The following is a 22,356-nucleotide window of genomic DNA, read 5'->3' on the forward strand; positions in this document are numbered from 1 at the left end:
GTACGGCTCATCAGGAAGGCGCCACTCCCGTGTCCTCGTCACCCTCCCCCCTGCACCTCGCCGTCGCCCTCGACGGCGCCGGCTGGCACCCGGCCGCCTGGCGCGAGCCCGTCGCCCGCCCCGGCGAACTCCTCACCGCCGCCTACTGGACCGACCTCGTCACCGAGGCCGAGCACGGTCTGCTCGACTTCGTGACCATCGAGGACGCCCTCGGTCTCCAGTCCTCGTCCCCCACCGGGCCCGACGGCCGCACCGACCAGGTTCGCGGTCGCCTCGACGCCGTCCTCATCGCCGCGCGGGTCGCCCCGCTGACCAGCCACATAGGTGTGGTGCCGACAGTGGTGGCCACTCACACGGAGCCGTTCCACATCTCCAAGGCGATCGCCACCCTCGACTACGTGAGCACCGGCCGCGCGGGTCTGCGGGTGCAGATCACGGCACGCCGGAACGAGGCCGCGCACTTCGGCCGCCGTACGTTCCCGCCGTTCCGGACAGAGGACTACGACACGCCTGCTGTGCAGGAAGTGGTGGCCGACGCCTTCGACGAGGCCGCCGACTACGTCGAGGTCGTGCGCCGGCTCTGGGACAGCTGGGAGGACGACGCGGAGATCCGGGACGTCGCCACCGGCCGCTTCGTCGACCGGGACAAGCTGCACCACATCGACTTCGAGGGCAGGCACTTCAACGTCAAGGGCCCCTCGATCACTCCCCGCCCGCCCCAGGGCCAGCCGATCGTCAGCGCCCTGGCCCATGCGACCATCCCCTACCGGCTGGTGGCCCGGGCCGCCGACATCGGTTACGTCACCCCGCACGACGCCGGCCAGGCGCGTGCCGTCGTCGAGGAGATCCGCGCCGAGCAGACGGCGGCCGGCCGCGCCGACGAGACCTTGCACATCTTCGGCGACCTGGTGGTCTTCCTCGACGACGACCCCGCCGAGGCCGCGGCCCGCCGTGCGCGTCTGGACGCCCTCGCGGGACACCCGTACACCGGTGACGCCCCCGTCTTCACCGGTACTCCCGCCCAACTCGCCGACCTGCTGCAGGAACTGCAGTCGTCGGGGCTGTCCGGCTTCCGGCTGCGCCCCGCCGTCGCCGGCCACGACCTCCCGGCGATCACCCGGGGCCTGGTCCCCGAACTCCAGCGCCGGAACGCCTTCCGCCGCGCCTACGAAGCCGACACCCTGCGCGGGCTGCTCGGGCTCTCCCGTCCCGCCAACCGCTACGCCACCGCCTGAGCCGGAAGGACCCCCCCGACCATGAGCAAGCCGCTCAAGCAGATCCACCTCGCGGCCCATTTCCCCGGCGTCAACAACACCACCGTGTGGAGCGCGCCCGAGGCCGGCAGCCACATCGAGTTCAGCTCCTTCGCCCACTTCGCCCGGACCGCCGAGCGTGCCAAGTTCGACTTCCTGTTCCTCGCGGAGGGGCTGCGGCTGCGCGAACAGGGCGGCAAGATCTACGACTTGGACGTGGTGGGCCGTCCTGACACCTTCACGATCCTCGCCGCGCTCGCCGCCGTCACCGACCGCCTCGGCCTGACCGGCACCATCAACTCCACCTTCAACGAGCCCTACGAGGTGGCCCGCCAGTTCGCCAGCCTCGACCATCTCTCCGACGGCCGCGCCGCCTGGAACGTCGTCACGTCCTGGGACGCTTTCACCGGCGAGAACTTCCGCCGCGGCGGCTTCCTCCCGCAGGAGGAGCGCTACTCCCGGGCCAAGGAGTTCCTGACCGCGGCGAACGAGCTCTTCGACTCCTGGCACGGCGACGAGATCGTCGCCGACCGGGCGACCGGCACGTTCCTGCGCGACGCGAAGGCCGGATCCTTCGTGCACCAGGGCCGGCACTTCGACATCCACGGGCAGTTCAACGTCCCGCGCAGCCCGCAGGGGCGCCCGGTGATCTTCCAAGCGGGGGACTCCGACGAGGGGAGAGAGTTCGCCGCCTCCAGCGCCGACGCGATCTTCAGCCGGTACGCCACCCTCAAGGAGGGCCAGGCGTTCTACACGGATGTCAAGGGACGCCTCGCCCGCTACGGCCGTACGCGCGACCAACTGCTGATCCTGCCCGCCGCGAGTTTCGTCCTCGGCGACACCGACGCCGAGGCGGAGGAACTGGCCCGCGAGGTGCGCCGCCAACAGGTGAGCGGGGCCACGGCCATCAAGCACCTGGAGTTCGTCTGGAACCGGGACCTGTCCGGTTACGACCCCGACGGCCCGCTCCCCGACATCGACCCCGACCCCGGCGAGCACACCATCGCCCGCGGCCGCGCCCAGGTACGGATGTACCGTGACCCGCTGACCACGGCCCGCGAGTGGCGCGACCTGGCCGCCGCCAACAAGTGGTCGATCCGCGACCTGGTCATCGAGACCGGAAACCGGCAGAACTTCGTCGGCTCCCCGGCCACCGTCGCCGAGACCATCAACGACTTCGTCCAGGCCGACGCCGCCGACGGCTTCATCCTCGTCCCGCACATCACCCCCGGCGGCCTCGACCCCTTCGCCGACAAGGTGGTCCCGCTGCTCCAGGAACGCGGCGTGTACCGCACGGAGTACGCGGGCACCACCCTGCGCGACCACCTCGGCCTGGCTCACCCCGACGAGGCGCGCGACGAGCGTGCGGCGTCATGAAGTTCCTCGCCATCACCCTGATCGCGCACGCCCCGCACCCGGTGACGGGCGTACGGAAGTCCACCCGGGACCGCTTCCGCGAGGCGCTCGACAACGCTCTTCTCGCCGAGGAACTGGGCTTCGACGGCTTCGGCGTGGGGGAGCGGCACGAGCGGCCCTTCATCTCCTCCTCACCACCGGTCGTTCTCAGCCACATCGCCGCCCTCACCTCCCGCATCCGGCTGTTCACGGCGGTCACCACGCTCAGCCTCCTCGACCCGGTGCGGGCGTACGAGGACTACGCGACCCTGGACCACCTCTCCGGCGGACGCCTCGAGCTGATCATCGGCAAGGGCAACGGGGCCGCCCAGCGGGACCTGTTCCAGGTCACCCCGGAGGACCAGTGGGACCGCAACGCCGAAAGCTACGACGTGTTCCGCAGGATCTGGCGCCAGGACAAGGTGACCGCCCGGACCCGCTTCCGCCCGGAACTCAAGGACGCGGAGGTGTGGCCCCGGCCCCTCCAGCAGCCGATCCGGGTCTGGCACGGCAGCGCGACCAGCAAGGAGTCGGTCGACCTGGCCGCCCGTCACGGCGACCCGCTCTTCTCCGCCAACGTCACCAACCCCATCGAGCCCTACGCCGAGTTGATCCGCCACTACCGCGAGCGCTGGGAGCACTACGGCCACGACCCGGCCGCCGTCGTGGTCGGCGCGGGGACGGCGGGCCTCTGCGCGGCCCGTACCTCCCAGGAGGCGATCGCCGCCTACCGGCCCGTGTTCGAGGGGAACCTGGCTTTCCAGAAACGGCTGGGCCTGGAGCCGGTGTTCCCGACCCTGGAGGACTTCGTGGAGCGCAGTTCGGCGCTGATCGGCAGTCCCCGGCAGATCATCGAGAAGGTGCACCGCTACCACGAGCGGTTCGGGCACACCGTGCTGCATCTGCACGCGGACGCAGGTGGACTGACGGAACGTCAGCACCGGGATTCCCTCGAACTCTTCCAGTCGGACATCGCGTCGGTGCTGCGCCGCGAGATCCCCGATCCACCGTTCCCGTGGGGCCCGGTCCTCGCGGAACCCGCGCCCGCCTCCGTCCCCGCCAACCACTGAGGAGCCCTCCGCACATGTCCCGCATCCCCCTCGGCGTCCTCGACCTGGTCCCGATCTCGTCCGGTTCCACCGCCACCGAGGCGCTGCGCAACTCCATGGACCTGGCCCGGCACGCCGAGAGCTTCGGCTACACCCGCTACTGGTTCGCCGAACACCACCTCAACCCGGGCGTGGCCGGCACCTCGCCCGCGGTCGTCCTCGCCCTGACCGCCTCCGCGACCTCGACCATCCGGCTCGGCGCCGGTGCCGTCCAACTCGGCCACCGCACCGCCCTGTCCACGGTCGAGGAGTTCGGCCTGATCGACGCGCTGCACCCCGGGCGCCTCGACCTGGGGCTCGGCCGCTCCGGCGGACGCCCGCCCAGCGGGCCCGCCACCGCATCGCCGACCTCCACTCCGGTGGTCGACGGCCGCGCCCCCAACGGCCTTCGCATCCCGCCCCGCTTCTCTTTCGAACACCTGCTCGGCTCACCGCGCATCGCCCTCCAGCGCAAGCTGCTCCAGCAGCCGAACGCCGAGTCGCAGCCCTACGGCGAGCAGATCGACGACATCCTGGCGCTGCTGGCGGGCACGTACCGCTCCGCGGACGGAGCCGAGGCCCACGTCGTGCCGGGAGAGGGCGCCGACCTCGAGATCTGGATCCTGGGCAGCAGCGGCGGCGAGAGCGCCGAGGTCGCGGGCCGCAACGGTCTGCGGTTCGCGTCGAACTACCACGTCAGTCCGGGCACGGTGCTGGAGGCGGCGGAGGCCTACCGCGCCGCGTTCCGGCCTTCCGACGTCCTGGACGAACCGTACGTCAGTGTCTCCGCGGACGTCGTGGTCGCCGAGGACGACGAGACCGCCCGCGAACTCGCCACCGGCTACGGCCTGTGGGTCCGCAGCATCCGTACGGCCGAGGGCGCGATCCAGTTCCCCACGCCCGACGAGGCCCGCTCCCACACATGGTCCGACGCCGACCGGGCGCTGGTCCAGGACCGCCTCGACACCCAGTTCGTCGGCTCCCCGGGCCGGGTCGCCGACCAGCTGGAACAGCTCCAGGAGGCCACCGGCGCCGACGAGCTGCTGATCACCACGATCACCCACGGGCACGCGGACCGGGTGCGGTCCTACGAGCTGCTGGCCGAGGAGTGGCGCAAGAGGTGAGCGGGCGCCGGCTCCGGTCCCCTGCGGCCGGGCCGATGCCCGGGAGCGCCGGACAGCGGCCGAGGCCCTTCCGGAACCACTCACCCTCCTGTCGTGGTGTGACGGGAGGGTGAGTGGCGGAGCGGCAGAGACCGGTTCCCCGGCGGGAACAGCCGCCGGCCGCTGCCCCGGCCCGCAGGCCGGTGGCCGTCGATCACCCGTCCGGTGTCAACGTGTTCGCGCGTAGCGGTTGTCCGGGTGCCGCAGACGCAGGTGACCCCGGAGGGTCGTGCTGTGATAGGCGGTACGGAACGCGCCGCGCCGCCGCAGCTCCGGGACCAGGCCACGGGTGATCGCAACGAGGTCGTGCGGCAACGTGCCGGGCCGCAGCCGGAAACCGTCGAGCCCTGCGGTGCGCCAGTCGAGCATCAGATCGGCCAGGTCGCCGGGCGTGCCCGTGAAGATCTCGGCGTCGGAGGAGAGAGCGGCGCCGTCCAGACCGTCCAGGCGCGCTTTGCGGTCGGCGGCGGCGCCCGGCTCCGCGTCGAGGAAGACGAGGAGGTCCGCGAACTTCCTCAGCGGCCACTCCCGCACGTCCCGGTCGGCCTCCTCCACCGCCGCGTCCACCTGCGTGAGAATCGCCGCGGCGCCTGCGCGGTCGTGCGGCGTGACGTAGACGACGTCGGAGCCGCGCGCCGCGAGGTCGTACGGCGTGGAGGCGTGGGCTAGGACCGTCACCGGTGGCCGGCCCTGCGGCGGGCGCGGCGTGATCGAGGGGCCCCGCACGCTGAAGTACCCGCCCTCGAAGTCGATGTGGTGGATCTTGTCGCGCTCGATGAAACGGCCGGTGGCCGCATCCCGTATCTCGGCGTCGTCCTCCCAGCTGTCCCACAGCCGTCGCGCCACCTCCACCACGTCGACGGCCTCGTCGAACAGCGGGCGCAGCCGCCTCGCGATCAGCTCCGGGTCGCGTACGTCGCCGTCGGTGAGTTGTGGTGTCGTGCGGCGGCCGAAGTGGGCGGCGTCGGCGGCGCGCGCGGAGATCTGCGGGCGCCAGCCGGCGCGGCCCTCGCTGGCGTGGTCGAGGGTGGCGATGCCGATGGCCAGGTGGAACGGCTCGGTGTGCGTGACGTTGGTGGTCGGGACCAGACCGATGTGCGTGGTGAGCGGGGCGAGGCGGGCCGCGAGCAGGACCGCGTCCAGGCTGCCCCTGACCTGGTCGGTGCGGTCGTCCGGCCGGTGGAAGGCGGCGGACTGCAGGCCGAGGGCGTCCTCGAAGGTGACGAAGTCGAGCAGGCCGCGCTCGGCCTCGGCGACCAGGTCCGCCCAGTATCCGGCTGTGAACAGTTCGCCGGGCCGGGCGCCGGCGGCCCGCCAGGCCGCCGGGTGCCATCCGGCGCCGTCGAGAGCGACGGCGAGGTGCAGCGGGGCGTCGTCGGTCACGATGCCTCCTTCTCGTCCTTCTGGTCACGGCCGGGATGCGTCGCGTGCGGTGGTCTGCTCAGGCCCAGGTGGTCCCGGAGCGTGGTGCCCGTGTACTCCGTACGGAACACGCCCTTCTCCTGGAGCAGCGGCACCACCCGGTCCACCACGTCGTCGAGGCCGCCGGGGGTCAGATGGGGCACGAGCACGAAGCCGTCGGCGCCGTCGCTCTGGACGAAGTGATCGATGGCGTCGGCGACGGTGCTCGGGCTGCCGACGAAGGTCTGGCCGCCACTGACCTCGATGACCAGTTCGCGGATGCTCAGGCCCCGTTCCGCAGCGAGCTGCCGCCACTGCCGCGCCGTCTTGCCACGGCCCTTGCGGAACACCGAATGCCCCTTCAGGACGAGGGAGTCGGGCTCGGGGTCGATCTCCGGCAGTGGTCCGTCCGGGTCGTACGCGGACAGGTCCCGGCCCCAGACGGCCTCCAGATGGGCGATCGCGGTCTGCGGGCCCACCTGGGCGCGGGTGATCTCGTCGGCGTACGCGGCGGCCTCCTCGTCGGTGTCGGCGACGACGGCCGTGGCGGTGGGGACGATCTTCAGGTCCTCCGGGGCACGGCCGTACCGGGCCAGGCGCCCCTTCACGTCGCGGTAGAACGCACGGGCCTGGTCGAGCCGGTTGTACTTGCTGAAGATGACGTCGGCGTCGGACGCGGCGAACTCGCGTCCCTCGCCGGATTCGCCCGACTGGATGATCACGGGGTGTCCCTGCGGGCCGCGGGGTGTGGTGAACCGCCCGGAGACGTCGAAGTGCCGGCCGCGCTCGGTGAACCGCCCGGCGGCGGGCCGGACGAACTCGCCCGCTTCCGCGTCGGCGCGGACGTCGCCGTCGGCCCAGCTGTCCCACAGCGCACGGGCGACGCGGAGGAACTCGGCGGCGCGGGTGTAGCGATCGGTCTCGGGGAGGAAGCCGCCCCGGCGGAAGTTCTCGCCGGTGAACGCGTCGAAGCTGGTGACCACGTTCCACGCGGTGCGCCCGTCGCTGAGGTGGTCGAGGGTGGCGAGCCGACGCGCCACCTCGTACGGCTCGTTGAAGGTGGCGTTGACGGTGGCGGCGAGGCCGAGGCGCGTGGTGACGGCGGCGAGCGCGCTGAGCACGGTCAGGTTCTCCGGGCGCCCCACCACGTCCAGGTCGTAGACCTGGCCCTTGTGTTCGCGCAGCCGCAGTCCCTCGGCGAGGAAGAAGAAGTCGAACTTGCCGCGTTCGGCGGCTTGTGCGAGCCGTATGAAGGAGTCGATGGCGATCTGGCTCTCGGACCTGGGGTCCGACCAGACGGTCACGTTGTGGATGGCGGGCAGTTGCGCGGCGAGGTGCACCTGCTTCTTTCCTGCGGCGGGCACGGTGCGGTCTCTCCTTCTGCTGAGGTCCGGGCCGGCTCCTGCGGAGATCCGGCCGAATGAGATGAAGGGGGTGGCGGGGTGGTGCCCTGCGGCTCCCCCCCCAGAGCCTGCACACGCCGGTGGGGGAGTGCACAGGTTCAGGGGCGGGTTTTCACGAGGTGTTCATACCGCCGGGACGCCGCTCCCGGAGGTGGTGAGAGGCGCGGGGGAGACGTGCCGCACCGCGTTCTCGAAGGTCACCCCGTGGCTCTTCACGTCGATGGCGACGCGGTCGCCGTCGGCGATCCTGAACCCGTCGTGGAAGCTGGCCTCGTCGGCGCCCAGAAGCACGTAGTTGACCAGACCGGGCCGCCGCACCGCGGGGAACGAGAACAGGTGCTCCACCATGTCCTGCACCCGGAAGTACAGGGCGTCGCCGCCGCACTCGAAGCTCCCCTCCCAGGCCGTCGCACCGCCCCGCACGATGCGGACCCGTCCGTTCACCGAGCGCGGCGGCGGGCCGAGGAACAGCCAGGGCGTCAGGGCGGTGTCGCACAACTTGCAGTAGGGGTTGTAGCCGGGGTCCTTGCGGTGCAGGCCGATGTCGCACAGGTCGTTGCCGAAGGTGTAGCCCGCGTAGTGCGGGGTGCCGTCGGCGTCGTTGACGTAGACGAGGGCGACCTCCGGCTCCTCGATGAGGGCGACCGGCCGTGCGGGTACGTTCAACGGCTCGCCCGGCAGCCGCACCCAGTCGCCGAAACCCTTGAAGAACCACTTGGGCGGCGTGAACTCCGCACCCTCCGGAGCGGTTTCGCCGCCCCACTTCTTCTTGTGCGTACCCATGAAACCGCTCAGCAGGGCGTTGCCCGTGGCCGTCGGCAGCAGCGGCGGCAGCGGGCGTACCTCGGGGTCGTCGGCGGCGACGGTGACGGTCGTCCCGGCACGCTCGGTGACGGCTGTCCGGACAGCGGCCGGCGAGCCGTCGGTGTCGATGAAGGCGGCCGCGAGCTGTCCGTCGGCCACCCGGTGCAGGGTCTGCGGTGCGCCGGGCACGGGCAGGCCGAAGCCGACGTGGCGTTCGCCCTTGTACGAGGCCTCGAACAGGACGGGGGGAAGAGACGAGGACGAGGACACGGGGAGGACTCCTTGTGGACGGTGGTGACGGTCAGGGGCGGGAAACCGGGACGGGAGTGCCGGTGAGGTCGGTCAGGACCTCACCGACCCGCTCGACCGCCGCGTGTATCCACGGCAGTCGGAGCGGATCTGCCGCTCGCAGTGCGGCCGTGCGCTGCTCGTCGCTCTCGCCGTAGAGGCGGCTGGTGGCCGCGCGGATCCGCAGGGCGCGCCCGGACTCCCCGAAGGCACTCGCCGGCAGCACCCCGACTCCATGGCGTTCCAGGAGGAGACGGGCCAGGCCGTCGCCGTCGCTCACGCCGTGGGCCTCGGCCAGACGGGCACGCAGAGGTCCGAAGTCCGGGTAGAGGTAACAGGTCGCACGGACGGGGGAGAGGGCGGCCCCCACGGCGGTGAAGCGGTGGGCGACGGCGCGCGCCACGGCCTGGTGCAGTCTTCGGCTCGACGCGATGCGCTCGGTGATCTCCGGAGGTTCCCCGAACGCGTACGCGGCCGCCGCCTGGACCGGCGCCGGCGGACTCGACCAGATCTGACTGGCGACGGAGACGAGGCGGGTGTGCAGGGCGCGCCCGATGCCGCTGTCGGGCAGCCGCGCCACCCCGGTGCGCCAGCCGCCGAGCGCCAGGTTCTTGGTGAGACCGGTCGTGACGACGGTGCGCTCGGGTGCGTGCACGGCCGGGGACACGGCGGGCGAGGAGGGGTCGTACACCAGATCGCCGTAGATCTCGTCGGACACGATGACCAGGTCCAGTTCCCGGGCCGCGTCCGCCAGGCGCCGCACCGTCGCGGGCGCCGCGACGGTGCCGGTCGGGTTGTCCGGCACCGTCACCACCACGCATCGCGGGTCCCGTCCGGCGGCGCGCGAGAGGGTGACGGCCTCGCGCAGCCGTTCCGGGTCGGGTACTCCCCCCTGCCCCGGCAGGATCGGTACGGGCAGCGGGCGCGCCCCCACGAGCCGGGCCTGCGCCGGGTAGCTGACCCAGCTCGGTACGGGTACGACCACGTCGCCGCCGATCGCCAGGAGCAGCGCGAACAGCAGCGGCTTGCTGCCCGGGCCCGCCACGACGAGGCCGGGGTCGATGCCGAGTCCACGCCGCCCCCAGTACCCGGCGGCCGCGGCGCGCAGCGCGGGACTTCCGGGCACGGGGCCGTACGCGTTGTCGTCCGCCGCGGCCGACAGCCGCTCCTTCAGCGCGGGGTGGGCCGGCAGGCCGATCTCCCCGCTCGCCATCGACAGGACCCGCTCACCGGCGCGGCGCCTGCGCTCCAGAGCCTCGTCGGCGGCCAGGGTGGCCGACATGGACACCGGTGTGGGTTCGGGCATGGGGGCTCCAACGGTCGGTGACGGAAGAGTCGGTGACGAAAGGGGGGGCGAGGTTTCTCCCGGTCGGGTGGACCGGCCGGGAGCCGGTCAGCTCGTCGCGGCGTACCGCTGTCGCAGCTCCGCCTTGCGCACCTTGCCGGTGAGCGTCTTCGGGAGTGCGGGGAGCAGCTCCACGCGGTCCGGCAGGAAGCGGGAATCGTGTCCCGACTCCCGCACGTGCGAGCGGACTTCGTCGAGCGACGGGCCCACCGAGCCGTTCGGGACCACGACGGCGCAGATCACCGGCCCGGCCCGGCCGTCGGCTGCCGGCAGGCCGACCAGCGCGGCCTCGGCGGCCTTCGGGTGGCTGCCGATGACCGCCTCCAGCTCCGTCATGGGTGCGATCAGGCCGTCGCGTTCGATCGCGTCCCGGGCCCGGCCCACGATGCGGACACCGCCGCGGCCGTCGTCCCGCGCGAGGTCACCGGTGTCGAACCAGCCGTCGGCCCCCAACTCCGCCGCGAACGCGTCCTGACGCCGGTGGTAGCCGAGCGCGAGTGATGCGCCGCGCACCTTGAGTCGGCCCACGGAGTCGTTCCCGCCCCCGACGCCCGCGGGGTCGATGAGCGTCTCCATGGCGTCGATGGCGCGGCCGTTGCTGTGTGCTGCCCAGCCCTCGGGATCCTCCGGCCGGGTCATGGTCACCGGCCCGTTCTCGGACATGCCCCACAGGGAGTGGACCCGCGCGCCGAGCGTTTCGCGGACCTCGTCGGCCAGCTCCCTCAGGACCGGTGCGGAGCCGATCACGACGTGACGCAGGGTGCTCGTGTCGCGTTTCTCGGCCCGCTGCGAGGCGGCCACGTCGGCGAGGGTGGCGGGGGGTCCGTACAGCAGCGTGGCGCCGTAGCGCTCCACCAGGTCGAGCAGTGCCTCGTTCCTGCGCACGTCCTGGAAGGCGACGGTGCCACCGAGCATCACACCCGCGAGGACGCCCTGCGCGAAGCCGGAGTAGTGGACGAGCGGCGTGGACACGGCTGCCACCCAGTCGTCCCCGGCCCCGAAGGCGTCGACGTAGCCGCGCACGGCCGAGTGGACGGTGTTCTGACTGTGCAGCACGCCCTTGGACGCGCCGGTGGTGCCGGACGTGAAAAGGACCACGAACGGCTCGTCGGCCGTCAGCGCCAGGCCGTCCAGGCCCGCGCCGTGGCCCTCTTCCCCGGCGCCGGCCACGAAGCGGTCGTGGAAGGAGAGCGCACCACCGGGCACCGGGCCGTCCACCACCACCACGGCGTCGAGCGTGGGGAGTTCGTCCCTGAGCTTGACGGCGATGTCCACCAAGGGGGTGCCCGACCAGGCGGGGAGCGTGACGCACACCCGGGCCCCGGTGAGGGCGAGACGGTGGCGGAGCTCGTCCTCGGGGCAGACGGGGGAGATCGGGCAGACGACGGCGCCGACGCGCATGCAGGCGAACATCAGCGGCACCATCTCCCACCGGTTGGGAAGCTGCACGGCGACGAAGTCGCCCCTGCGCACACCGAGGTCCAGCAGCGCATGGGCGAACCTGTCGGTGAGGCGGGCCAGTTCCGCGTAGTCCAGTGTGTCCGTGCGGGACTCGGTGATGCGCCGGCCCGCGACGGCGAGCCGGTGCGGGCGTTCCCGCGCCTGCCGGCGCAGGTCGTCGAGGAAGGTCTCGTCGCGCCACCAGCCGCGTCGCCGGTACTCCGCCGCGCGGTCCCCGGGAGAAGCCGCTGCCGGGCCGGGGTGTGCGGCCCCGGTCATCGGCGCTCCTCGCGGCGGGCCGCGAGCAGTTCCGGCAGCGGGTCGCCGGCCCGCGCGGCGGCGATCTCCAGCAGGTCCCGCGTGTTGTGGCGCACGCGGTCGCCGACCCATGCGAAGACCCATGCCTTGCGCGCGTCCGCCGCCAGGTCGAAGGGCACGACCCGGGTGACCGCCAGGGCGGCCGAGGCGGCCCCGCCGATGTTGGCGATCACACCCGGGACCAGGACGGCGCCCGACGCCCGCGCCTTCTCCTTCGCCTCGGCGTCGGAGCTGAGGTTGCCGCCCTCGACCACCAGGCCGGCCCGCAGCCGGTGCGCGTTGTCCGTGTTCAGCGCGTATTTCTGCGCCGCCAGGATCAGCAGGTCGGCGTCGATGTCGAGCCAGGCGTCCGGCTCGGTGGAGACGGTGACGTGCTGCGGCAGCCGGGAGCGGTCGATCCGCCCGAACTCGTCGGTGACGGCGACCAGGTCGGCCACCGGCAGCCGGTCCGCGCTGAGGGTGCCGTGCACGTCGGCGACGCCCACGATCACGTGACCGCGGTCCTCCAGGAACCGCGCGACCGCCCGGCCCACGGCGCCGAAGCCCTGGACGACGACCCGGGCCGGGCCGGTGCGGCCGCTCGCTTCCAGGGCGGTGACCGCCGCGACCCCGACGCCGTGACCGGTGCAGTCGATCAGCGGCTCGTAGTACGTGCGCCAGTCGATCGGCATGTCGGGGGCGCCGAGGCGGTAGCGCGGGTCGTAGCCGGCCTCGGCGAAGAACACGGCGCGGTCGGCGGGGGTGACGCCCATGTCGATGCCGAGGTGGATGCCGCCGTGCAGGAGCGGTTTGACGGTGCGGCCGAAGGTGCGGAACGTCTCCTCGCGGTTGTCGCCGTCGGAGACGATGCCGCCCTTGGCCCCACCGATGGGCAGTCCGGCGAGGGTGAACTTCTGCGTCATGTCGCGGGCGAGGCCGGCCACCTCCTCCTCGGTGACCGCGGGGGTCATCCGGACGCCGCCCATGGCCAGGCCGTCGTACAGCGTGTCGACGACTACCCAGCCCCTGACCGTGCCGCCGCTGCCGTTCAGGTGGACCGTGAAGGCGGGCTCCTGCGGGTTTTCCAGATCACTCATGCCAAGTCCTCGAGTACGTAGATGAGGTCGGGGGAACTGCGCGCGGCGTGGCGTCACCGGTAGAGCTGGGCGAAGCCGCGCAGGATCTCCAGGCCGTCGCTGCGGAACTCCAGATGCGCCTGGGCGCCGTAGATCCGGCCGTCGTCGGACCGCAGGAACTCCACGGGCGCGTGTGCGGAACGGCCGATGGAGCGGAAGCCCTCCGGGGCCCCTCGGAGGTAGAGGGTGTGGCGGTGGAAGACCGTCACCGTCGGCTTCACGTACGTGAAGAGCCGGTCTTCCTTGTCGACCTGGACCTCGTGGCCGCCGACCCGCTGCGGCCCTTCCGCCAGGACGCCGCCCGCCGCGACCGCGAGGATCTGCATGCCGCCGCAGATTCCGAGGACCGGGACGTCGGCGCCCATGACGAGGTCGACGAGCGGCTTGTAGTGCTCGCGGTCGTAGGCCCGTACCTTGGTGCCGCTCAGCACGATCGCCCGGTGGCGCCTGTCGAGCCGGGCAGGTACGGAGGCCGCGTCGACGGCCTCGGTGTCGGAGCCCAGTTCCTCCAATCGGCTGCGCAGTTGCTTGAGGGAGAGCGTTCCGTTGTCGACGACCAGAACACGTGAATGCGCCACGTCCTGTACTCCTCAGTCTCGCGTGATGACGGTGCCGGTACGGGCGGCGAGCAGCTCCGTGACGGGTGCGTTGCCGATGACCACCCGCTGCACGCCCCGCTCCAGGGCCTCGCCCGCGGCCCGCAGCTTCTTGCGCATGCCGCCGGTGGCGCCCTTGTCACGGAACGCCGCCGCGGCTTCGGCGGTGATCCGGCGCACCGGCTCCCCGCCGATCAGCAGGTGCGCCACGTCGGTGACCAGGACCAGGTCGGCCGCGTCGGTGGCCCCGGCCAGGGCGGCGGCGGCCCGGTCGGCATCGGTGTTCACCTCCTGGCCCGCCGTGTTGCGGGCCAGCGGCGTGACGAGGTAGGCGTGGCCCGGCCGGAGGTTCTTCAGCCGGGCCGGGTCCACACCGGTGATCGGGCCGACGAGGTTGTCCAGTTCGACGAGTTGCTTGTTCCGCCACCACCAGCGTTCGCCCTCGCCGGCGCGGACCAGACCGTCGCTGCCGAGCAGCCGCTCGGCAAGGACGCCGCGTCGCTCCAGCCGCCCGAGGACCTCCTCGCCCAGTGAGGCGCTGACGGTCTTGACGTCGGCGATGACCTCGGGTGTGGTCCAGCGGCTCTGGTTGCCGTACCGGTCGCGCAGGATGGCCGACGGCTCGCTGTAGCGGGGGTGGAGCCTTTTCAGCGGCTTGGACCAGCCGTGCACGAGGACCAGCGGCCGTTCCCGCCCGTGCCGGGCCAGATCGTCCCACCACGCGGCGCCGAGATCGTCCAGGCAGCTGCCGCCGAGCTTCACCACGGTCGGGGTCCGGTCGTTCCGGTTCGCCGGGGCATCGTGCACGCGGGCATCGTGCACGCGGGCATCGTGTACGCGGGCATTGCTCATGCGGGCATCACCGGCTGCATCGTCAGGCCCGTCTCCTCGGGCAGTGCGAACCGCTTGTTCATGGCCTGCACGGCCTGGCCCGCGGCGCCCTTGACGAGGTTGTCGAGGGCGGCGAGGACGACGATGCGGCCGCCCGCATCCCTTTCGTCGTCACGCAGGACCGTCACGTCACAGAAGTTGGAGCCCAGGACGGCCTGCGGGTCCGGCACCGGGATCAGCGTCTCGGTGTGCCGCCGCACCCGCACGAAGTGATGCCCCTTGTAGAAGCGCAGATACGCCCGCTGCAGCTCGCGCCCGTCCACGGCGTCGTCGGTGAACACGTAGGCGCTGGCGAGCAGTCCGCGCACATGCGACACCCCGTACGCGGACATGGTCAGCGAGCCGATGGTGCCGCGCCTGCCGCGCTTCAGGAAGTCGCCTACCTCCGCGGCGTGCCGGTGCCCCGTCGGCGCGTACGGCGCGATGGCACCGTGGCGCAGCGGGTGCAGGTCGGCGGTGCGCAGCTGCAGGCCGCCGCCGCTGGAGCCGCTCTTGCCGTCCACCACCACGGTCCTCAGGTCGAGGCCCAGGCCGAGGGTCAGCGGGGCGAGCCCCAGCGTGATCGCGGTGGCGTAGCAACCGGGCACCGAGATGAGCGGGGCCCCGACCAGCTGGTCCCCGACGAGTTCCGGCACCCCGTAGACGAAGCGGTCGGCCAGTTCGGTGCGCCGTTCGGCCTTGGGGTACCAGCGCTCGTGCAACTCCGGGGTGCGGATGCGGAAGGCACCGCTCAGGTCGATCACACACGGGACGCGGTCGGCGAGGAGCACGGCCAGCTCGGCCGAGACCTGGGCGGGCGTGGCGAGGAACACCACGTCGCACCGCTCGGCGACGGCGTCGGCCGTGACGGGTTCGATGGCCAGGCCCAGGTCGGTGCGGAGCCCGGGGTGCAGCTGGGCCGGGCGCTTGCCGGCGCTGGAGTTGCCGCCCAGAAAGGTCAGTTCGAGTTCGGGATGCCGGCTCACCAGCCTGATGAGTTCACCGCCGGTGAATCCGGAGGCGCCGATGATTCCTGCACGGATCATGCGAGTGTCTCCTGCACGTGCCGGGCGACGGCCGACGGGATGTCCACTCCCGTCGTCGACGCCACACCCCGCCAGGCGGGGGCATGGTTGACCTCGTTGACGAGGAGGCCCGAAGGTGTCCTGAAGAGATCGACTCCGTAGATGCCGGCGCCGAGCCGGTCCACGACGTCGTCCACGACCTTCTGCACCTCGGGGTCGTGGGCCAGTGCCCGGCTCCGGTTGCCGAGCGCCGCGTTGCTGCGCCAGTCGGCACCGGCGCTCTCGAACTCGGCTGCGGCGACGATCTGCCGGCCGACGACCAGAGCGCGGACCGAGCCGCCGCTCACGTACGGCTCCACCAGGCATGCCTGCTCGAAGGCGTGACCGAGGTCCTCGACGTAGTCGTAGACGGAGTGCGCCAGGTCCCGGTCACGGATCAGGGTGACGCGTCTGCCCATGCCGCCGTAGACGGGCTTGAGCACCACCGGCAGACCCAGGTCGTCGAGCGCCTTCTCGAAATCCTTGCGGGACAGGACGAGCCGGAACTCCGGCACCGGCACGCCGGCGGCGCGCAGCACGGCGCGCAGCACCAGCTTGTTCTCGCAGGCGTGGACGGCCGCGGCGGAGTTGAGGACGGGCACGCCGGTCGACTCGGCCAGCGTGGCGAGCAGACCGCCGCGGGTGTAGCTGCGGCTGCGGATCAGCAGGCCGTCGTAGCCGTCGATCGACGGTGCCCCGGCGTCACCCAGGCCCAGGGAGCCGTCGTCGACCCAGTCGATCTGCAGGCCGAAGTCGGCAGCGCGGCCTATGAGTTGGCGTTCCTCCCAGCCGACCCGGTCTGCGACGACGGCCACTTTGCCGGCCATGTCACTGCCCCCAGTCGCGGAGCTGGACCTCGACCATCTGCAGCGTCAGCCGTCCGTTGTCGACGGCTTCGACGCGGAGCGTGAGCATGCACTCGGGGCAGGAGAGGGTCTCGCCCTGGACCAGCGGCGGTACGGTCAGGTCGGTCTCGCACTCGGGGCAGACACCGGTGAGGGTGGCGGTGGACATAAGTCAACTCCGTCGGTGGTGGCGGGTGAGGGGATGGCGGCAAGGGGGTGGGTCGGGTGGGGATGCGGTTCAGGCGGCCCGGAAGTCGATGGCGGCCTTGCGGATCGCGTCCCGGTCGAGCAGCGGGCGGCCGCCGTGTTCCTGCCGCTCGATGAGCCACGGGGTGAAGGCCTCGACGTCGACGGAGATCTCCGAGTCGGCGAGCGCCCACGTGACCAGGGCGGGAGTGAGACGGGTGCGGACCTGCAACTCCCTGGTGTTGCCCACTGATTCGGCGGGCAGCGTCTCGTACGCCTCCGGGTGGCTGAGCTGACCGGGCAGCTCGTAGGCGAAGGCGTGCGGCGTGGTCGGCCCCGGCTGGAACGCCTCGCCGAGGCCGGCGCCCTTGAGGGCGACCCGCGACAGCTCGGTGAGATGGGTCAGGTCGAAGCGGGTGTCGCCGTGGATGACGCGCAACGAGGTGAGCAGTTCGGCCAGTGGAGCGTTGCCGCCGCGTTCGCCGATGCCGCCGACGGTCGCGGAGATCCACCGTGCGCCCGCGCGGACGGCGGCGAGGGAGTTGGCGACGGCCATGCCCAGCATGTTGTGCGAATGGATCTCGATCTCCGAGCCGTCGATCTCCGTGAGGCCGGCGATCACCTCCTCCATCTGCCAGGGCGACAGACGGGCGACGGTCTCCGCCAGCCGGAACCGGTCGGCGCCGGCCTCGAATCCCGCGGTGACGTAGGGGACGAGCCGCTCCCTGGGGGTGCGGGCGCCGTCCTCGCCGCTGAAGGTGACGTGGAAGCCTCGCTCCTTGGCCTGCGAGATCGCCGAACGGGCAAGTGTGTGCAGGAACTTGGCGCTGGGTGAGCCGAGCTTCAGTTTCGCGTGCTGCTCGGAGGTGGGGATGGAGTACATGATGTGGCGCACGCCCAGGCGTTCGGCCTCGTCGAGGGCCGTGGCGACCTGCCGACGGTCTCGTACGACGACGAGCGTCATGCTGCGCTCCGGGCCGACGGCCTCATGGGTGGCGAGGACGAGATCGGCGTCCTTGGAGTCCGGACCGGCCACCATGCCCACCTCGACCAGCTCGACGCCGGTCTTCACCAGCAGGTCGGAGATGACCGCGGCGTCCTCGGGGCCGAACTCGACGCCTGCCATGTGAGCGGAGTCCCGCAAGGTCGCGTCCGATATGCGGGGCGGTTCCGGCGTCTTCTCGTCGCTTTCTGCTGCGGCCATTTCCTTCACTCCTCATCAAAGGGATGCTGCAGTCGATGCGCTGATGAATACCTTCGGCCGGACCGTGGAAAAGGGCAAGATCTCTCGAGTCAGGCTCTGTGGAAAAAAGTCAAGGAATGTGAAGAGGGAAAGGGGCGCCACTGATGCGAGTACCGTCGTACGGTGTTGAGATGAACCTTTCTTCGCTGCCTCGGATCGGGGTTGTCGTACCTCCGGAAAACCCCACGGCGGAACCGGAGTTCCATCACCTGCTGAGTCCTCGTGTGAATGTGTACACGTCTCGTTTCCCGGTGACGCCCGGAGTCGGGCTCAGGGAAATGCTGGAGACGTACAACGACGTACTCCCGGAAACCGTCGGCGCCTTCGGCCGCATGCGTCTGCACGCCGCCGTGGTGGCGTGCAGTGCCTCGCACTATCTGCTGGGCCCGGACGGCGACCGGACCTTCTGCGCCGAACTGTCCGCGCGTGCGGGCTTCCCCGTGCAGTCGTCGACGCAGGCGATCCTCACGGCGTGCGGTGCGCTGGGCGTGACGCGTCTGACGCTCGTCTCCCCGTACGAGTCGTGGCTCACCGACACCTCCCGCGCCTTCTGGGAGCAGGCCGGCCTCACGGTCGACGGTGTCGTGCGGGTTCCGGCGGCACAGGACCCGTCCGGGGACGACCGCTACGACCCGTACCAGGTCACGACAGAGGCGATCCTCGACCGCATACGGGCGCGGAAACTCCCCGACGACACCGCGCTGTTGTTCACCGGCACGGGCATGGCCACGCTCGCCGCCCTCGCCGAGCTCGTCCGGGAGGACGCCGGCCGCACACTGCTGACCTCCAACCTGGCGTCGGCCTGGTGGGCGCGGCGAGTCGCGGGCGACGGCACTCCCGCCGGACACCCGCTGCTGCGGCGCCTGGAGCGCGCGGCCGCCTGACACCGCCATGGCCCCGGAGCGTTCGCCACCCCGGGGCCACCGGCCCGGCCGTGTCGTACGGCGGTTCAGCCCTCGGACGCCTCGAGCGCACGCCGGGCGTGCCCCATCCGGTAACCGACCCCTCGAACCGTGATGATCCATCCGCTGGAGCCGAGCTTCGCCCGCAGGCTGCTCACATGCGTGTCGATGGTGCGGCTGGCGCACACCCAGTTGCTGCCCCACACCTTCGCCATCAGGGCTTTTCTCGACAGGACGGTTTCGGGAGCGGCGGCCAGGGCGTAGAGCAGTTCGAACTCCTTCGAGGTGACGGGGACGACCCGGTCGTCCAGGCGCACTTCCTGGGTGCGTGGATCCATGTGGAGAGGATGCAGGGAAATGGTTCCCGTCGTACCCGGCAGGGGGCGGGCGCGTCGCAGTACCGCCTCGATGCGGGCGCCGATCTCCCGGAATCCCCAGGTCTTCACCACGCAGTCGTCCGCGCCGGCCTTCAGGGCGAGGACCCGGTCCAGTTCGTCGTCGAGATCGGTGACGGCGATCAGGGGCTTGTCGCTGCCGCTGCGCAGGGACCGGCACACCTCCAGTCCGTCCATGTCGGGCAGTTCCAGGGAGAGCAGCACCAGGTCCGCTTCGCGGTACACCCGCAGTGCCCGGGCCCCCGTGTCGACGCTGCGAGCCCGGTACCCCTGGCGTCCGAGACTGTGCACCATGGCCTCGGCGACGGAGGCGTTCTGCTCCACCACCAGTACGGTCGTCATACGTTCCGCCCTTTCTCGTGGCTCTCCTCACCTCTCGTCAGCTTGCGGTCCCGATGAGCTCGGAGGGCGGCGGCGACACGGTCGGCGTCGGGGGAGCGGCGTGCAGACGCTGGTAGACGTATGCGGCCGAGGCCATGGTCATGTGGTGGTGCCAGCCGGGGAAGGAACGCCCCTCGAAGTCGAGCACGCCGAATCGTTCCCGCATGGTGGTGACGGCCGCCACGGTGGCGACAAGGCCGCGGACGAGGGCGAGAACCTCCTCCACGTCGCGGTCCGTGAGACTGGTGATCCAGTACCGGGGGGACCGCCGGCCGTCCGGGTCGGGCCGCTTCAGGACGCGGTATTCGCGGGAGTTCCCCTCCCCGCCGATGCCGAGCAGCGGCAGACGCACGGTGCCGGTGCAGCTGTAGACCGGCACCGTCCTGGCCCGGCCGCCCGGGGTCTGGCGCGACATCAGGTGTGGTTTCCGGGCGTGACGCATCTCCATCAGCGCGCCCACGGTGCTGACCGTGGGAGTGCGCCGTCCGATGAGGACGACCTGATCCGGGTCGACCTCGCACACCATGTCGACGCCCTGCCGGGCGAGCCCCGCGAGCACGCCGCCCGCGTCCTCGCACCGTGTCAGGTCCAGGACCCAGGGAACGCGTGGCAGCAGGGGCTGTGCGAGCACGTCGGCGACGTGGCCGAGGACGTGGGCACCGGCGGGGCGGGCCGGCTCCGCCTCCGGTACACGCGCGCGGCGTCTGCGTTCCACGTCCCAGTCCCAGGGACCGCTGAGCACGAGACTCCAGTCCACGGGAAAGCAGTCGGTGTCGGTGGCCAGGAAGAGCACGATCGCGCGCTGGCAGCTGACGGTGCGGCCGGTCGCGGCGTCCACTCGGTGGTGCACGCCCACGGAGTGTTCGCCGTTCTTGGGGATGATGAGTTCGGCCACCGTCCAGGCGTACGGCGCCGCGTTGGCGGAAACCCACAGGGCGAGCCTGCGCCGCACGGGCTGCCAGTCCCACGGACTGCCGTTGATGAACTGATGCAGGCCGTTCACCGCGGCCGAAGGTAACGACCCGGCCCGCGCCAGACGCCTCGGCGTCTTCTTGCCCGAGATGTGGGTCAGGGCCCACAGATACGCTCGGGCCCAACGGCGTTGCTCCACCCGCTGGAGCGATCCGAAAACGTCCTCCACGAACATCTGCGTGCGCGCACCGTCGCCCACCGTCGTCCGTCTCCCGCTTGATGGCATGTGAAGCTACGCCCCCTCGTATCCGCGACACTCACGCACCGGGGTCGGTGCGTAACGCATCTGTACGAGGTATCAAAATACCGTTCGAAGTGAAAATTTCAGCGGTCGGTCGTTCACTTTGAAACTTCGCGGTCTGAGCAGCGGAAACGTGCTCGGGGCCTGGCGTGGACACCGTGTGAGCGGGAGAGCGGTGAATTGTCAAAAACATATGAACAAATTGCTTGGTGAAGCGAGCGAATCATCGGGGAAGGCCTTCGGAATCCCCGTGCACGGGGATTCCGAAGGCGTCGGCCGCCGCCCTAAACCGCGCTCCGCCTGGCGGGGAAGCCGTGGCCGCGTGCGGAGAGGACGACCGCGAGGACCGGCAACAGGAGCAGCAGAACGGTCCAGGGGAAGGAGTCGCTGCCGATCAGGTCGAGCAGGATGCCGCCGATGATCCCGCCGGCTGCCATGGCGACGTTCCACAGCGTGACGAGCATCGCCTGTGCCGCGTCGGCGTGATCGCCGCCCGCGTCGCCCGCGGCGGTCTGCAGCAAGGTGGGTACGCCACCCCATCCCAGGCCCCACAGGACTGCGGCGAGGTAGACGAGGGCGGTGTGGTCGGCGAGGACCGCCAGGAGCGCCGCGGCCACGGCGACCAGCAAGGTGCTGGCGACAGTGAGGGCGCGCAGCCGGTGGTGGATCTGGGCGCCGACGATCCAGATGCTCGCCAGTGACGTGGCGCCGAAGACGAGGAGCACGAGGTCGGTGTTGTCACTCATGCCCAGGTCGTCGAGGAAGCTGGCGATGTAGGCGTACAGGATGGTGTGGGCCAGGACGAAGACCAGCGTGACGAACAGGACCGGGGTCACGCCCGGGACGCGCAGAGCGTGCAGCATCTTCGGCTGCTCGCCGCGCTCCTGACCCGGGTAGTCCGGTACGGCCGCCACGATCCACAGCAGGAGCACCACGGTGAGCGCCGTCATCGCGAGGAAGGCCACACGCCAGTCGGTCACCTTGCCGAGGAAGGTTCCGGCAGGCACACCGAGCGAGAGTGCGAGGGGAATGCCCGCCATGGCGATGGCGATCGCCCTGCCCTGGAGGCGGACGGGTGCCATGCGCCGCGCGTACCCGGCGAGCAGTGCCCAGGCCAGACCGGCCGCCACACCCGCGACGAAGCGTGCCACCATCGTCAGCCCGTAGTGGGACGACACCGCGGTGACGGTGTTGGCGAGGGCGAAGCCGCCCATGGCGGTCAGCAGCAGCCGCTTGCGCCGCCAGCCCGCGGTGGCCGCCGTCAGGGGGATCGCGGTCAGTGCGGTGCCGATCGCGTAGACGGTGACCGTCTGCCCGGTCGCGGACTCGCTCACGTGCAGGTCGTCGCTGATCGCGGGGAGGAGGCCGGCGGGGAGGGTCTCGGTGAGGCTGGTGACGAAGACGGCGGTGGCCAGGGCGAGGAGGGCGAGGAGCGGGAGCTTCTGCTGCCCCTCGGCTCCGCCCTCCGGACCTGACGCGGTGCCGGTGCCCGAGGCGGAACCGGCCTCGGTGTCGGGTGCGGTGCTCATGTGGTGTGCTCCGGATTCTCTGGGGACGTGTCGTCTTCCGGTCGCCCGGGGTGCGGTGTCCGGGGGCGGTGCCGAGTCGGGGACCGGTCACGTGTTCTCGGTGACGCGTTGCGTCGGAT

The 22,356-nt window shown here is 71.5% G+C and carries 20 protein-coding genes; 5 read left to right on the forward strand and 15 right to left on the reverse strand.

Annotated features, from left to right (window positions below; all coding sequences use genetic code 11):
- Positions 1-29: 29 nt before the first annotated feature.
- The 4 genes from ACIP5W_RS32050 to ACIP5W_RS32065 are packed head-to-tail and all read left to right on the forward strand — an operon-like array spanning position 30 to position 4,860.
- Positions 30-1,235, forward strand: a complete 1,206-nt coding sequence (locus ACIP5W_RS32050) for an LLM class flavin-dependent oxidoreductase (RefSeq protein WP_401480955.1) — start codon at positions 30-32, stop codon at positions 1,233-1,235.
- Between the two features lie 21 nt (positions 1,236-1,256).
- Positions 1,257-2,630 (forward strand): NtaA/DmoA family FMN-dependent monooxygenase, encoded by a 1,374-nt coding sequence (locus ACIP5W_RS32055; RefSeq protein ID WP_401480957.1) that lies wholly within the window; start codon positions 1,257-1,259, stop codon positions 2,628-2,630.
- Positions 2,627-3,718 carry an LLM class flavin-dependent oxidoreductase gene (locus tag ACIP5W_RS32060; RefSeq protein ID WP_401480958.1) on the forward strand — a complete coding sequence of 364 codons (1,092 nt, stop codon included), beginning with the start codon at positions 2,627-2,629 and terminating at the stop codon, positions 3,716-3,718. The genes ACIP5W_RS32055 and ACIP5W_RS32060 overlap by 4 nt, the downstream gene beginning before the upstream one ends.
- A gap of 14 nt (positions 3,719-3,732) precedes the next feature.
- Positions 3,733-4,860 (forward strand): LLM class flavin-dependent oxidoreductase, encoded by a 1,128-nt coding sequence (locus tag ACIP5W_RS32065; protein ID WP_401480960.1) that lies wholly within the window; start codon positions 3,733-3,735, stop codon positions 4,858-4,860.
- Positions 4,861-5,067: 207 nt separating this feature from the next.
- Here the strand turns inward: ACIP5W_RS32065 and ACIP5W_RS32070 are convergent, their stop codons facing one another.
- The 12 genes from ACIP5W_RS32070 to ACIP5W_RS32125 all read right to left on the reverse strand — a co-directional run bounded on the left by ACIP5W_RS32070 (position 5,068) and on the right by ACIP5W_RS32125 (position 17,778).
- On the reverse strand, positions 5,068-6,282 hold the full coding sequence (locus ACIP5W_RS32070) for an LLM class flavin-dependent oxidoreductase (protein ID WP_401480962.1): 1,215 nt from the start codon (positions 6,280-6,282) through the stop codon (positions 5,068-5,070).
- Entirely contained in the window at positions 6,279-7,664 is a 1,386-nt protein-coding gene (locus ACIP5W_RS32075; RefSeq protein ID WP_401480964.1) for an NtaA/DmoA family FMN-dependent monooxygenase, read from the reverse strand. The genes ACIP5W_RS32070 and ACIP5W_RS32075 overlap by 4 nt, the downstream gene beginning before the upstream one ends.
- A gap of 162 nt (positions 7,665-7,826) precedes the next feature.
- Positions 7,827-8,777 carry a fumarylacetoacetate (FAA) hydrolase gene (locus ACIP5W_RS32080; protein WP_401480966.1) on the reverse strand — a complete coding sequence of 317 codons (951 nt, stop codon included), beginning with the start codon at positions 8,775-8,777 and terminating at the stop codon, positions 7,827-7,829.
- A gap of 31 nt (positions 8,778-8,808) precedes the next feature.
- Positions 8,809-10,101 carry a pyridoxal phosphate-dependent aminotransferase gene (locus ACIP5W_RS32085; RefSeq protein ID WP_401480968.1) on the reverse strand — a complete coding sequence of 431 codons (1,293 nt, stop codon included), beginning with the start codon at positions 10,099-10,101 and terminating at the stop codon, positions 8,809-8,811.
- Positions 10,102-10,188: 87 nt separating this feature from the next.
- Positions 10,189-11,859 (reverse strand): AMP-binding protein, encoded by a 1,671-nt coding sequence (locus ACIP5W_RS32090; protein WP_401480970.1) that lies wholly within the window; start codon positions 11,857-11,859, stop codon positions 10,189-10,191.
- Positions 11,856-12,974 (reverse strand): Glu/Leu/Phe/Val dehydrogenase dimerization domain-containing protein, encoded by a 1,119-nt coding sequence (locus ACIP5W_RS32095; RefSeq protein ID WP_401480972.1) that lies wholly within the window; start codon positions 12,972-12,974, stop codon positions 11,856-11,858. Before ACIP5W_RS32095 ends, ACIP5W_RS32090 begins: the two co-directional genes overlap by 4 nt.
- Positions 12,975-13,027: 53 nt before the next feature.
- Complete coding sequence (locus ACIP5W_RS32100; protein ID WP_401480974.1) at positions 13,028-13,591, reverse strand: type 1 glutamine amidotransferase; 564 nt, start codon at positions 13,589-13,591, stop codon at positions 13,028-13,030.
- Positions 13,592-13,603: 12 nt separating this feature from the next.
- Positions 13,604-14,416: an acetylglutamate kinase gene (locus ACIP5W_RS32105; RefSeq protein WP_401480976.1), complete on the reverse strand. Its 813-nt coding sequence runs from the start codon at positions 14,414-14,416 to the stop codon at positions 13,604-13,606.
- Positions 14,417-14,457: 41 nt separating this feature from the next.
- Positions 14,458-15,525 carry an N-acetyl-gamma-glutamyl-phosphate reductase gene (gene argC, locus ACIP5W_RS32110; RefSeq protein ID WP_401480978.1) on the reverse strand — a complete coding sequence of 356 codons (1,068 nt, stop codon included), beginning with the start codon at positions 15,523-15,525 and terminating at the stop codon, positions 14,458-14,460.
- A complete protein-coding gene (locus ACIP5W_RS32115; protein ID WP_401480980.1) occupies positions 15,522-16,370 on the reverse strand; it encodes a RimK family alpha-L-glutamate ligase in 849 nt (282 codons plus the stop codon). Before ACIP5W_RS32115 ends, argC begins: the two co-directional genes overlap by 4 nt.
- 1 nt (position 16,371) lies before the next feature.
- Positions 16,372-16,557, reverse strand: coding sequence for a lysine biosynthesis protein LysW (locus ACIP5W_RS32120; RefSeq protein ID WP_401480982.1), 186 nt, complete (start codon positions 16,555-16,557; stop codon positions 16,372-16,374).
- A gap of 69 nt (positions 16,558-16,626) precedes the next feature.
- Positions 16,627-17,778, reverse strand: a complete 1,152-nt coding sequence (locus ACIP5W_RS32125; protein ID WP_401480984.1) for an isopropylmalate synthase — start codon at positions 17,776-17,778, stop codon at positions 16,627-16,629.
- 170 nt (positions 17,779-17,948) lie between these two features.
- Here ACIP5W_RS32125 and ACIP5W_RS32130 point away from each other — a divergent pair, with 170 nt between their 5' ends.
- Positions 17,949-18,701, forward strand: a complete 753-nt coding sequence (locus ACIP5W_RS32130; protein WP_401480986.1) for an arylmalonate decarboxylase — start codon at positions 17,949-17,951, stop codon at positions 18,699-18,701.
- 65 nt (positions 18,702-18,766) lie between these two features.
- Here ACIP5W_RS32130 and ACIP5W_RS32135 read toward each other — a convergent pair whose 3' ends face one another.
- The 3 genes from ACIP5W_RS32135 to ACIP5W_RS32145 form a co-directional block, all read right to left on the reverse strand.
- A complete protein-coding gene (locus ACIP5W_RS32135; RefSeq protein ID WP_401480987.1) occupies positions 18,767-19,456 on the reverse strand; it encodes a response regulator transcription factor in 690 nt (229 codons plus the stop codon).
- A gap of 37 nt (positions 19,457-19,493) precedes the next feature.
- The gene (locus ACIP5W_RS32140; protein WP_401480989.1) at positions 19,494-20,693 is read right to left on the reverse strand and encodes a transposase; all 1,200 of its coding nucleotides are present in this window, start codon (positions 20,691-20,693) and stop codon (positions 19,494-19,496) included.
- Between the two features lie 299 nt (positions 20,694-20,992).
- Positions 20,993-22,237 (reverse strand): MFS transporter, encoded by a 1,245-nt coding sequence (locus ACIP5W_RS32145; protein WP_401480991.1) that lies wholly within the window; start codon positions 22,235-22,237, stop codon positions 20,993-20,995.
- Positions 22,238-22,356 lie beyond the last annotated feature (119 nt).

Source organism: Streptomyces sp. NPDC088766 (assembly GCF_044750845.1).
GTDB lineage: Bacteria > Actinomycetota > Actinomycetes > Streptomycetales > Streptomycetaceae > Streptomyces.

Excerpts from the sequence above, each read along its gene's own strand:
- ACIP5W_RS32055 (WP_401480957.1), top strand. The coding sequence starts at position 1,257 with ATGAGCAAGCCGCTCAAGCAGATCCACCTCGCGGCCCATTTCCCCGGC.
- ACIP5W_RS32060 (WP_401480958.1), top strand. The coding sequence starts at position 2,627 with ATGAAGTTCCTCGCCATCACCCTGATCGCGCACGCCCCGCACCCGGTG.
- ACIP5W_RS32065 (WP_401480960.1), top strand. The coding sequence starts at position 3,733 with ATGTCCCGCATCCCCCTCGGCGTCCTCGACCTGGTCCCGATCTCGTCC.
- ACIP5W_RS32085 (WP_401480968.1), bottom strand. The coding sequence starts at position 10,101 with ATGCCCGAACCCACACCGGTGTCCATGTCGGCCACCCTGGCCGCCGAC.
- ACIP5W_RS32090 (WP_401480970.1), bottom strand. The coding sequence starts at position 11,859 with ATGACCGGGGCCGCACACCCCGGCCCGGCAGCGGCTTCTCCCGGGGAC.
- ACIP5W_RS32095 (WP_401480972.1), bottom strand. The coding sequence starts at position 12,974 with ATGAGTGATCTGGAAAACCCGCAGGAGCCCGCCTTCACGGTCCACCTG.
- argC (WP_401480978.1), bottom strand. The coding sequence starts at position 15,525 with ATGATCCGTGCAGGAATCATCGGCGCCTCCGGATTCACCGGCGGTGAA.
- ACIP5W_RS32115 (WP_401480980.1), bottom strand. The coding sequence starts at position 16,370 with ATGGCCGGCAAAGTGGCCGTCGTCGCAGACCGGGTCGGCTGGGAGGAA.
- ACIP5W_RS32120 (WP_401480982.1), bottom strand. The coding sequence starts at position 16,557 with ATGTCCACCGCCACCCTCACCGGTGTCTGCCCCGAGTGCGAGACCGAC.
- ACIP5W_RS32125 (WP_401480984.1), bottom strand. The coding sequence starts at position 17,778 with ATGGCCGCAGCAGAAAGCGACGAGAAGACGCCGGAACCGCCCCGCATA.
- ACIP5W_RS32130 (WP_401480986.1), top strand. The coding sequence starts at position 17,949 with ATGAACCTTTCTTCGCTGCCTCGGATCGGGGTTGTCGTACCTCCGGAA.
- ACIP5W_RS32135 (WP_401480987.1), bottom strand. The coding sequence starts at position 19,456 with ATGACGACCGTACTGGTGGTGGAGCAGAACGCCTCCGTCGCCGAGGCC.
- ACIP5W_RS32140 (WP_401480989.1), bottom strand. The coding sequence starts at position 20,693 with ATGCCATCAAGCGGGAGACGGACGACGGTGGGCGACGGTGCGCGCACG.
- ACIP5W_RS32145 (WP_401480991.1), bottom strand. The coding sequence starts at position 22,237 with ATGAGCACCGCACCCGACACCGAGGCCGGTTCCGCCTCGGGCACCGGC.